Origin of the sequence: Chryseobacterium sp. Leaf201, from assembly GCF_001421435.1 — a bacterium.
Lineage (GTDB): Bacteria > Bacteroidota > Bacteroidia > Flavobacteriales > Weeksellaceae > Chryseobacterium.
The window spans coordinates 54357-66137 of the sequence record NZ_LMKA01000134.1; the positions used below are offsets into that span (position 1 = coordinate 54357).

General features: G+C 38.8%; 10 protein-coding genes. 9 read left to right on the forward strand and 1 reads right to left on the reverse strand.

From position 1 onward, the window contains the following. Positions 1–21 precede the first annotated feature (21 nt). The 7 genes from ASE55_RS19140 to ASE55_RS19170 all read left to right on the forward strand — a co-directional run bounded on the left by ASE55_RS19140 (position 22) and on the right by ASE55_RS19170 (position 6268). Positions 22–1161 (forward strand): helix-turn-helix domain-containing protein, encoded by a 1140-nt coding sequence (locus ASE55_RS19140; RefSeq protein WP_056223442.1) that lies wholly within the window; start codon positions 22–24, stop codon positions 1159–1161. Between the two features lie 49 nt (positions 1162–1210). Continuing rightward, positions 1211–1855 carry a hypothetical protein gene (locus ASE55_RS19145; RefSeq protein ID WP_056223444.1) on the forward strand — a complete coding sequence of 215 codons (645 nt, stop codon included), beginning with the start codon at positions 1211–1213 and terminating at the stop codon, positions 1853–1855. Between the two features lie 66 nt (positions 1856–1921). Beyond that, positions 1922–2269 carry a hypothetical protein gene (locus tag ASE55_RS19150; protein WP_056223446.1) on the forward strand — a complete coding sequence of 116 codons (348 nt, stop codon included), beginning with the start codon at positions 1922–1924 and terminating at the stop codon, positions 2267–2269. A gap of 178 nt (positions 2270–2447) precedes the next feature. Then, positions 2448–3851 carry a dihydrolipoyl dehydrogenase gene (gene lpdA / locus ASE55_RS19155; protein ID WP_056223448.1) on the forward strand — a complete coding sequence of 468 codons (1404 nt, stop codon included), beginning with the start codon at positions 2448–2450 and terminating at the stop codon, positions 3849–3851. A gap of 100 nt (positions 3852–3951) precedes the next feature. After that, the gene (locus ASE55_RS19160; protein ID WP_056223450.1) at positions 3952–4815 is read left to right on the forward strand and encodes a DUF4476 domain-containing protein; all 864 of its coding nucleotides are present in this window, start codon (positions 3952–3954) and stop codon (positions 4813–4815) included. A 95-nt stretch (positions 4816–4910) separates the two neighbouring features. Further along, the gene (locus ASE55_RS19165; RefSeq protein WP_056223452.1) at positions 4911–5396 is read left to right on the forward strand and encodes a hypothetical protein; all 486 of its coding nucleotides are present in this window, start codon (positions 4911–4913) and stop codon (positions 5394–5396) included. Between the two features lie 47 nt (positions 5397–5443). Further along, positions 5444–6268, forward strand: coding sequence for a S1 RNA-binding domain-containing protein (locus tag ASE55_RS19170; RefSeq protein WP_056223455.1), 825 nt, complete (start codon positions 5444–5446; stop codon positions 6266–6268). A gap of 59 nt (positions 6269–6327) precedes the next feature. Here the strand turns inward: ASE55_RS19170 and ASE55_RS19175 are convergent, their stop codons facing one another. After that, positions 6328–9444 carry a T9SS type B sorting domain-containing protein gene (locus tag ASE55_RS19175; protein WP_157844676.1) on the reverse strand — a complete coding sequence of 1039 codons (3117 nt, stop codon included), beginning with the start codon at positions 9442–9444 and terminating at the stop codon, positions 6328–6330. A 298-nt stretch (positions 9445–9742) separates the two neighbouring features. On the opposite strand from ASE55_RS19175, the gene ASE55_RS19180 reads away from it, so the two are divergent. Continuing rightward, positions 9743–10336, forward strand: a complete 594-nt coding sequence (locus tag ASE55_RS19180) for a TetR/AcrR family transcriptional regulator (RefSeq protein WP_056223459.1) — start codon at positions 9743–9745, stop codon at positions 10334–10336. A 92-nt stretch (positions 10337–10428) separates the two neighbouring features. Further along, complete coding sequence (locus ASE55_RS19185) at positions 10429–11781, forward strand: TolC family protein (protein WP_056223460.1); 1353 nt, start codon at positions 10429–10431, stop codon at positions 11779–11781.

Genomic DNA, 11781 nt, shown 5'->3' on the forward strand with positions numbered 1-11781 from the left:
TTTAACAGCATTCATCAGATTATGATCATAGAAAGTATTTCTTTTTCAGGGATTGTTGCCGCATTTTTTTGCAGTGCACTGCTGTTCTCTAAAAAGAAAAATCTTTCATCTGACCGCTATCTTATGGTCTGGCTGTGGTTGGCTGCCGCTAATTTAACCTGCTACCTGTTCCCGTCTCTGCTTCCTGAAAGACTTCAGCCTTTCGGTTTTGCTCTTCCGGTTCTCAGTATGGGGATGCTTTATCTTTATGTTATTTCCCTGACCTTTAATATAAAGTTCCGGCTCACTTATTTTATAAAACACTCGCTTGTCTTCATTCTTTACAGTTCAGGTCTTATAATATTTTCTGCCTTTTGTGAAAAGATAGAATTTAAGGACAGCATCCCTTATTTTACGAATGGACAGTCACGGGGAATGCTGGATCTTCTGACTGTTCCCATGGCCGCTGTTCCGGTAGTTTACATTGTTCTGTGTTTTTTGGCGCTGAAAAAATATCAGAACAAACTTCCCGAATATTATTCCGCACTGGAAAAAATCAGCCTTAACTGGCTGAAATATATACTGATTTCTTTAATTACCCTTTTTATAATCGTTTCTTTAATTATCGCTTTGGGTTCGAGGTTAAATACAGTTCCTCTGGATAAAATCTTTAAGATCGTTGCTGTTATCCAGAGTGTGTACGTATGGTGTATTATATTTTTCAGCCTTAGGCAAAACCTTATTTTTAATCAGCAGGTGGTTATGGATGAATCCGCTGCAGATAAAGAAAATGTAAAAACAGATTTACGGGATAAGAACCGGTCAGCTGAAATTTCTCAGAAATTACTGATGTTTATGGAAACTGAGCGCCCTTATCTGGATGAAGAGCTCAGCCTGCAGAAATTATCTCTTTTGGTAAATATTTCTACCCATCGTCTTTCTGAAGTAATCAATCAGGATCTTAATACCAATTTCTACAGATTGATCAATGCCTACCGGGTGGAAGAAGTAAAGAGAAAACTCAAAAATTCCGAATTTGATAAATACTCTATTTTGGGAATAGCTTTTGAATCCGGTTTTAACTCCAAATCAACATTCAATAAGATCTTTAAAGAGGAAACCGGGATGACTCCGTCTGCATTTAAGAAGTCCGGATCTGCCGCAAAGGGTCCTAACCGGTAACTTAGGACGATTCAAAGAGGATTTCAACGGATTTTTGCCATCAAAAAGTATGGATACACCTCTTCATTTAACGAACATTACTGTTCATGTTATCACCGGAAGCACAGCACTTGCAGTGGGATTTTTAATCTTATTCAAAACAAAAGGAACGCCCTTGCATCGGAAACTCGGATATCTTTTCATACTCTGTATGGTAATTGTTGTCACCACGGGAGCGTTTGGCGTCATTGTATTTAAAAGAAACCTCTTTCTTTTACTCATTACTGTTCTGGCAGGCTATAATACCTATTCGGGTTTCAGGATCTTAAAGGAAAAAACCAATCGTTTTTATTTAAAAGATCTCGCGGCAATGCTGGCAGCGCTGATAATAGCAATCATTTTTATATATTATCTTGAGGCTATCGGTTTTTACTGGAATCCCGTAGTCATTTTTTCAGGAGTCGGATATCTGTTAATGGTTATCGCTTATGATATTTTCCGGTACTGTATTTCGGCGTCACGGTATGGTAATTTGTGGCGTTATGAACATTCAAGTAAGATGATAAGTGCGATGGGAGCTCTTTTTTCAGCATTTATAGGAACACTTATGCCGGATTATAAACCGTACAGCCAGATTCTTCCTTCGTTATTTATGACATTGGTAATGATTTTTTTTAATCTTAAGATCTACATAAGGTTGAAAAGCATAAAATGACCGCTATATTTAATCTTGAAACTTTATTCATTGCTTTTTACTAATTTTACCTTTTAAAAGTATCAAATGAAAATCCCGAAAATAGGATGCGCCTGTGAAAAACCTGACTCAAATTATACCGAATACAGAAGCTCTGAATTAGGCATAGACCCTACCAACGGAAGAGATGCAGAAGTATCCATTCAGCAGTGCAAACTCTGCCAGAGAATATGGATCCGCTATTTTGTAGAATTTGAAAGCTTTCCCAAATCGGGAAGATGGTACAAAGGGATCGTTTCCAAAAAAGACCGTCCGCACATCACCCCTGAAAATGCTGTTGAATTTCTCGAAAGTCTGGAGTGGTACGTATATGGAGGTTCTTATTTTGAAAGCACGGGCACATTCGGGCAGGGTAAAATGAATGTAGATTTATAATTTTGCAGGATGCAGTGAACATATTTGTCAGAACAATTTTGCATTAATCCGGATTTAAGATCCCTGATGTATAGCAGTGTTTAAGAAAATTTGACAAATCTCAGTTGGGCACTTGGTAATTAATCAGTAAATTTGTAAGCATTAAGAAAGTTAATAATAACAAATTCATAAAAATAACATGAGTCAATTCGATGTTACCGTAATCGGTTCCGGTCCTGGTGGTTATGTTGCTGCAATCCGTGCCGCACAGTTAGGTTTCACAACAGCAATTATTGAAAAATATCCAACCCTGGGCGGAACCTGCCTTAATGTAGGATGTATTCCGTCTAAAGCACTGTTGGACAGCTCTGAGCATTTTGAAAATGCCAAGCATAATTTTGCAGGTCACGGGATTATTATCAATGAGCCTCAGGCTGATATTGCAAGAATGATCGAGCGTAAAAATGAAGTCATCAAACAAAATACAGACGGAATCAGCTACCTGATGAACAAAAACAAAATCACTGTTTTTGAAGGCGTGGGAAGCTTCGAATCTGCCACTCAGATCAAAGTAACGAAAAACGACGGTTCTACAGAAACCATCGAGTCTAAATATACCATTATCGCTACCGGTTCCAAACCGACTTCTTTACCTTTCATTACATTAGACAAAGAAAGGGTGATTACTTCTACCGAAGCTTTGAACCTTAAGGAAATTCCTAAGCATTTAGTAGTGATCGGAGGTGGGGTTATCGGTCTTGAATTAGGTTCTGTTTACCTGAGACTGGGTGCCCAGGTAACGGTTGTTGAGTTTATGGATAAGATTATCCCGGGAATGGACGGTGCACTGAGCAAGGAACTTACGAAAGTCCTTAAAAAGCAGGGAATGAAATTCATGCTTTCTACCGCTGTTTCTGCTGTTGAAAGAAATGGCGATACCGTAAAAATCACAGCCAAAGACAAGAAAGGAGAAGAAGTAACCGTTGAAGGGGATTACTGTCTGGTTTCTGTAGGAAGAAGACCTTTCACAGACGGGCTTGGTCTTGAAAAAGCAGGTGTTGAGCTTGACGAAAGAGGCCGCGTGAAAATAAACGACCATCTGCAGACCAATGTTTCCAATATTTATGCAATCGGAGACGTGATCAAAGGAGCCATGCTGGCACACAAAGCAGAAGAAGAGGGTGTTTTTGTGGCTGAAACATTAGCCGGACAAAAACCTCACATCAATTATAATTTAATTCCGGGCGTTGTTTACACATGGCCTGAAGTTGCGGGCGTAGGCAAAACCGAAGAGCAGCTGAAAGAAGAAGGCGCAGCCTACAAAGTAGGGTCTTTCCCGATGAGAGCATTGGGAAGAAGCCGTGCGAGCGGGGATGTTGACGGCCTGGTAAAAATTATTGCCGATGAAAAAACGGATGAGATACTGGGAATGCACATTATAGGAGCCAGAGCAGCGGATCTTATCGCAGAAGGCGTTATTGCTATGGAATTCCGTGCCAGTGCAGAAGACATCGCAAGAAGCTCACATGCACACCCGACCTATGCGGAAGCGATTAAAGAAGCCGCATTGGATGCTACGGCTAAGAGACCGATTCATATGTAATATTTATCTGATTAAAATTTAATCTTTTAAAAATAATTGTAAATTAGAGAGGCATTAGCCTCTCTTTTTATATGAAAATATGAGCTACAAATAAAAAATTATGAAAAGTATCTTTATAAGCGTATTGCTTCTCTTTGTGACAGATTCATTTGCTCAGGAAGCAGGGAAAGCGGGTGAATTTCTGAAAAATGAAGCTTCTAAAGCTGAAATCGGATCACTAAACAAGAAAAGGTCAGATACAAAAGACAATAATAATTCAGGTTTAAGGCATCAGGGTAACAGCGGTTTCAGAATAAAAAATCCACAATACCAATGGAATCAGGAGTATGGCTATTCTGAGGTTTTTCTCAGAATTCCCGAGCAGGGATTTTTCAGTGTGGAAATAGGAGATCAGTTGATCTTAAACAATTCCGGGAAATTCCGGTTTTTTGACTTGCCGGCGGGAAGAATTCCCGTTTCTGTTTACGAAAGCGGCTATCTATTGTACAGAACTACTTTAAATGTCCGGAACAACAGCAGGCTGGTTCTTGATTTTTTTACAGATAAAGGTCTTTATCTGTTGGATTCATATCCTGTTCAGAATCAGTCTTATGGTTTCAGCAGCTGGAATGATGTCTGGAATAATCCTTATGGAAGCCAGGGAGGCAGTTGGAATAATTCAGGAAATAATGCAAACGTAATGGACAGCAGTTCTTTCAGCGAGTTTCTCGATATGCTCAGAAAAAATGCAAAATTTGATGACAGCAGATTTTCTATGATCAGACAGCAGATGCAGACAACAATGTTTATTGCTCAGCAGATCAGTATTCTGGTGAAGGAGATGAGTTTTGATAAAAACAGGCTTTCACTGGCAAAATCGATGTATGCTAAATGTCCGGACAAGCAAAAATATTTCCTCGTTTATGATGCATTTGATTTTGAAAGCAGTAAAAGAGAGTTGATGGATTTTATTTCTAAATTATAAGTTGGTACTGTATTTCCGTGCCTTACCGACTGGTTTTATAAAATTATCAGAAGCTTTTGTCTTTTTTTTCCATTATATTCAGTTAAAATTTTTCTATGAAAAGCAAGTTGTTCCTTTTACTCATTTTATATTCCGGTTTTGTTTTGGGCCAGGATATAAAACCCATTACAAAAGCGGTGTCAGAGATCAGTCAGATTAAAAATTATACAGTTAAAACCGTTCCGAATTCCTATTTTATGGATCAGGGAAAAACTACTGATAACGGCATTGAGCTGAAAGGGTTTTACAGCAGCGGGCAGCTCAGGAAAATGGAGCATTTCGTTGGCCTGTCGGCATGGAATATCGTAACACAATATTTCCTCTCAGAAAAAGGAGAACTGATTTTTGTTTACTCAAAAAAGTACAGGACCCTGGATGAAAACGGATCTATGAAGAAACCTCAAAAGGTATCGGAAGCGCGATATTACTATATCCGTGGCAAGCTTGTGAAAAAGCTTAAAGTTCCTGCTGAACAGGACCCTGAAACCAATTACCTGTATGAGGCAAAAATACTTGAAGAAGATTTAAGACGATATAAATAGGTTGAAATTTCCAATTTCCGTACCTTTGTCAGCTAATTTATCATTCAATGCAAATAGGAAAGACACAGACTTTAAAAATTTCAGAAAAAAACAGTTCAGGATGGATTTTGGCCGATGAATCGGGCGAAAAGGCTTTTCTGCCTAAAATTTTCACGCAGGACGACAAGGAAATTGATGATGAAATTGAAGTTTTTGTGTATCAGGATGACAGTAAATTAAAAGCCACTACAGAAATTCCTCTGGCAGAAGTAGGGGAATTTGCCGTAATGAGCTGTGTGCAGAGCCTTCCGAGCGGAGCGTTTATGGATTGGGGAATTATTAAAGATTTATTTATCCCTTACAAGCAGCAGAAAACAAAAATCATTGAAGGAAAAAGATATCTGGTCTACCTCTATATTGATGATGAACTCGAACTGATTACCGGAACTACGAAATTCAAAAGAAACCCGCAGTACGAGGATCTGCCTTTCGCAAAGGGTGATAAAGTGGACCTGCTTCTGATGAACGAAAGCGAACTGGGCTGGAACGTAGTGATCAATAAAAAATACATCGGATTGATTTATACTTCTGATGTGTTTAAAAAACTATACCCTTTATCCGAAGAAACAGGCTATATCAAAGCCATCCGTGAAGACGGGAAAATAGATGTTTCCTTACAGCCTGAAGGTTTTGAAAATATCGATGAATTCAAACAGAAAATCCTGACGAAGTTGGAGGAAAACTACGGTTTGCTTTACCTTTCAGATAAATCAACGCCCGAAGAGATCAAAGATGAGCTTCAGATGAGCAAGAAGAACTTTAAGAAAGCAATCGGCGGACTTTATAAAGATAAGGTAATTGATCTTTCAGAAGATAAGATTAAGTTATTATAACAAAATAGATAAAAATAAAAACGGGCAGAAAATTCTGCCCGTTTTGTTTGTTATCCTGATTATTCTCTGTTCTTAATCAGCAGCCAGCCGGTGTACAGCCTTCCGTCTGATACTTTAATCGTATACCAGTAATTGCCTGTCGGAACCGGTGTTCCGTTTAATTTTCCGTCCCATGACATCGGCTTTTTGGTTGTTGTTTCCTTAAACACCGGAAGTCCTTTTCTGTCGTAGACATTCACTTCGGTTCCCGGATAATTTTCAAGTCCGGCAATTTTCCAGTGGTCGTTATAGCCGTCGCCGTTCGGGGTAAAAGCATTCGGAATACTGAAGATCGAAAAACGTTTCTGGCCGATGATACATCCGCCTTTGGTTCTTACATACACAATATATTCTCCTATAGGTAAATTCATGAATACATTTGAATCCTGCCAGGAGAAATTGTCTAAAGAATATTCAAAACTTCCTGCCGCGGAAAGAATAACCGTTGCTGTACTGTTGCTGATATTAACAGCCGTAATTTCCGGCAAAGCGGTATAGCTTACCTGGACAGAGCCCGTATTCTGACAGCCGAAACTGTTGGTTACCGTCACCGAATAATTTCCCGGTGCAGAAATGGTGACAGATTGCGTAGTTTCGCCTGTACTCCACAGATAGGATGAATATCCGTTCCCGGCATCCAGGGTGACACTTTTACCGTTACAGAAATCAACTTTTTCAGGAAGGTTCACCTTCGGTTTAGGGTTCAGGGTTAAGTTTAGCCTTATCACTTTAAAACATCCGTCCTGTGTGGAAACTTTCACGTGGATGATGGTGGTTCCGATGCTTAAGCTGTAACCGGAAGGATTCGCAATGGCATTTCCTGCATCATCCGTATAGGCAAATGTATAAATACCGGGATTGACAATAATATCATCCTGATAAGAAGTCAGGTTAACCGTCATTGATGCTCCTGTTGTACTGTTGCAAATGATTTCAGAATAATCATCAGCCGGAACATTGTTCGTGGAAAGGGTCACGGAAACAGCAAGCTGCTCAGATTCACATGAATTCAGGGTCTGGGTAACAAAATAAGTGGCGCCGTAGATCAGCGGAGTGGTTAACGGCAGGAGGTTTCCTGCTGCATCATAGAATTTTAAAGCAGTTCCTGTAACGGCCAGATTGGCTATAGTCGGATTTGCGGAAGCACAGAAATCCTGAGCTGTGTTTCCTGTCGGCTTCGGTGTTTCGTTTACCGTAACCTGAATAGATATTGTACTGCTTTCACAACCGGTAACCGTCTGGGAAGCATAATAAGTCTGCCCGTTTACCAATGGAGTAGATGGAGCTAAAAGTGTTCCTGCTGCATTATACCATTTGATGTTCTGCCCGGTAATCTGGATGTCCGAGATCTTCGGATTATTGGTTTTACAGAACGTTTGCTGCGTATTTGTCGTAGTTGGCAGGGCAGGTGATGTAACAATCACATTTTGGTTTTGTGATGAAATATTGCCGTTTCCGTCATTATAAGTCCAATGGATAACATACGTTCCCGGAAGAGAATAGGAAAGCGGATCTGTAGTTGTGGCTGTAATTACCCCGGCGCAATTATCCGTTGCTGTCGGAATAACAGAAACGGTTGTATGGCAATCACCTGTAATGTTGGGAAGAATTGCTGCATTTGGAATTGGTGGAATAATATCCCCTACAATTACCTGTACAGAAAAACTTCCGTCACAACCATTTGTTGTCCCTGAAACCTGACAGGTATAAATTCCTGAGTTTGCTGTTGATGAATTGGGAATAACAGGATTTTGTTGAGTAGAATTAAATCCGTTTGGACCAGTCCAGCTATAGGTTGTTCCCCCAGAAGCATTTAATTGAATTGCCGATCCCAAACAAATGTTTATACTTGAGTTCGATGGTAAGTTACATCTTTCAAGTCGTAATAAATAACCATCCATATTAAGTTGATTCTGATTAACAGTATTTAAAAAGTATTCATTCGGTGATGGGTCAAAATCACAATGCCAGAAAAATGTTCCTATATAATAATAACTGTTATTAAACTTTACTGTTTGTAAAATGCGTGCCCCTGAATTAGGTTTATAAGGGTTTGTTGAGCCTATTCTGAACGAGTTTTTGTATTCTCTGTTAGGATTGAATACAATGGAGCAGCCTTCAGTATAACCGCTGCCAAAAATAATACTGTTGACTCCCAGATCAGGGTTAGCATCAAAAGTCTTACTGAAATATCCATTAACATGCAGATCATTATTATCATCACAGCTTAAGCCATCAATATACAAAGGGAAGTGTTGTCCGTTATTTAGATATTTTTTAACATCCAGTAAAGTGTTGTTTTTATCAAACCATAATAAATACAGACTTACATATGTGTTTGATGGTAATAAATATTGGTTGGATGACGGATCTACATCAATCGGTAAAAATTGCGCCATCCATTCGCCGGAGACAATTAATTTATCATTTTTATCAATGACAATATCTGAAAAGCGCTGATCTTCCTGAATACCATCCCATAGAAGGATTCCGTTTGAATTATATCTCTGTAAAGTATATTTTGAAGAGCCATAGGTGGTATTCATCGCAAAATAAACATCATTGTCGGAATTCAATACCAATTTGTTTTCAATCCCATTGATGATTTTTTTAAGCCATTGAACTTGTAGAGATGAATTAAATTTTATAATATACGATGACGCCGTGTTATTGGCATTATTAAATACAGAATTAATAGGTTGTGAAAAGATAAGATCAGAGAATGTAAAAGTACTCACATATATATTTCCGGAATTATCAACATCAAGAGAATTAGGTGTCGAATCTGTTAATTGTGTTTCATTAACCAGATTTCCATTGCTGTCTAGGATCGTAAGTGTGGCATACTGATTTATATAATTTCCCTGCTGAACTGCTTTCCCGGTAAGTGCATAAACTTTACCATTTTTTACCTTAAGATCATATTCATAATCTGCATGCATATTACTGATCTTATAGCTCCATAGAAAATTTCCGTTAGGATCGACTTTGATAATAAATGTTGTTCCGTAAGTTCCTGAAGAATAATAATTTGTTGGTATCAATAAGTTCGTTGCCGGACCGGGATCTACATCAATTCCACTAAAGCCAAGTGTTTTCCCTAAAAGATAAATATTTCCATTATCATCTTTTTCCATCTCAGAGATTGCATCTTCATAATCTGTATAGCTTTTGAATTGTTTTACCCAAGAAAAGGTTTGGCCTAATATGAAAGTACAGCAGAACACTGTAAAAAGAAGCAAGATTTTTTGCATCGGTTATTAATTTTCGGCAAATATATAAAAATGCCCTGTCTATTACAGATTAAGAACCGTTAATCTCAGGCGTAAATTCTAAAAACTGATACATCTCATACAATTTTGTTTAATTATTTTGTTTAACAATTTTGTCAAAACAATTGATTGATTTATATTTGCACAAAATTGTTTAACAAAAATGTCAAAACAAGAAAAAAAGGACCAGACACAAGAACTGATAAAGGAAACCGCAAAGAATTTATTCTTTGTGAAAGGGAAATTTAACGCCACAACACAGGAGATTGCAGATGAAGCCGGCGTAAACAGAACACTGATTAACTATTATTTCAGATCAAGGGATAACTTAATACAGATCATTTTTGATGAAGCCCATAGGGTGGAAAAAGAAAAATCCGAGATTATTATGACTTCCGATCTTCCTTTCAAAGCTAAAATAGCCGAATTTATTGAAGGAAGCTTATCAACAAGCCTTAAATATCCTTATCTGGAAACCTATATCGTTTCACAGATCAATAAAGGAAGCTGCCATAAAAGAGATGTAGAAGAAGATGAGCTGAAGAAGCTTTATAAAGATATCGAAAAGGAAATGGAACTCGGAAATATTGAGAAAATGGCACCGGTTCAGTTTCTGCTGAACATGATTTCACTTCTGGTATTTCCAAGTGCTGTCCGGCCGCTGTTTTTAGAAAACCTGATGATTACAGATCAAGAGTTCGACAAGATTATTTCAGAACGGAAAGAGATCATTCTCAACATGTTATTTAAAAAATAAAAATTGTTAAAGTATTTTAAAAAGTGATCCGTCATTTAGAAAGCATTGAAGAAGTAAATAATTGCATTTAAAAAATAAACGAAGTTAAAATTATGAAAAGAAAACGTATAACTGCAGATAAGCTAAAAATTGGGATAGCTGCTGCATTTATGATTTTCGGTTTTTCATCGGTGTCTGCACAACAGCAGGTTTCTTTACAGGAAGCCATCAAACAGGCACTACAAAACAAAGCAGAAGCCAAAAAAGCTGCTTTACAGATCAAAAAAGCCGAATATAAAATTGATGAAGCGCGGGCCGGCGCTTTACCACAGATCAGTGCCACGGCAGGCTTAACCTATAATCCGGTGATTCAGGAATCTTTGCTTGAATTCGGGGGAGAAAGGATCAGGGCCCAGCTGGGACAGCCATGGAGCTCAACTGCATCTGTACAGGTTCAGCAGGCGATTTTTGACCAGAGGGTATTCACAGGGCTTAAAGCGGCAAAATCTACCAGAGAATTTTACGTTTTGAATGCCCAGTTAACGAATGAGCAGATCATCGAAAACGTAGCCACCGCTTATTACCAGGTATTTGTGCAGGAAGAAAACCTGAAAACGGTGGAAGCAAGCTACTCCAATACGGAACGGGTAAGAAATGTGATCAAAAGCCTTGTGGATAACGGACTGGCAAAATCCATCGACTTAGACAGAACAAATGTTCAGCTGACGAATATCGGTTCCAACAGACAGACGCTGGTTAATTCTGTGGAGCTTTCAAAAAATGCTCTGAAGTTTTATATGGGTGTTCCGATCAGTACCGATATTGAGCTTGAAGAAAAATCAATCGAACCAAGGCCTGAGCTGGCAGCATCTACCGTAAACCTTGATAACCGTACGGAAGTGAAGGTGTTACAGAAAAACAGGGAGCTTCTGGTATACAATAAAAAAGCAACAGAAGCCTACCTTTACCCGACAGTCGGTTTGGTAGCCAATTACGGCTGGGGCGGACAGGGAAGAAGATTCCCGCTGACCAACGGCATCAACAACGGCGTATTGTGGAGTGATTATTCTGCTATCGGACTGAATGTCAACATCCCGATTTTTACCGGAGGTTCTACAAAGGCAAAAATCAATCAGGCGGAAATTGATATCCAGGATCTTGATCTTGATATCGAGAATACCCAGTTGAGCTTAAGCCTGGATTATAAAAATGCCGTGACCAATATTGAGAATACACTCATCAATATCGAAAGCATGAAAGGCAACGTAGGCCTGGCCGAAAGGGTTCAGCAAAATACACAGTCCAACTACCAGTATGGCCTGGCAACGCTTACCGAAGTGCTGGATGCTGAAAATGCACTCACGCAGGCTAAACAGAATTATGCCAATGCATTGTTGGATTACAAACAGGCGGAAATCAAATTAATCAAAGCAAAAGGAGAATTAAACACACTACAAAACCCGTAA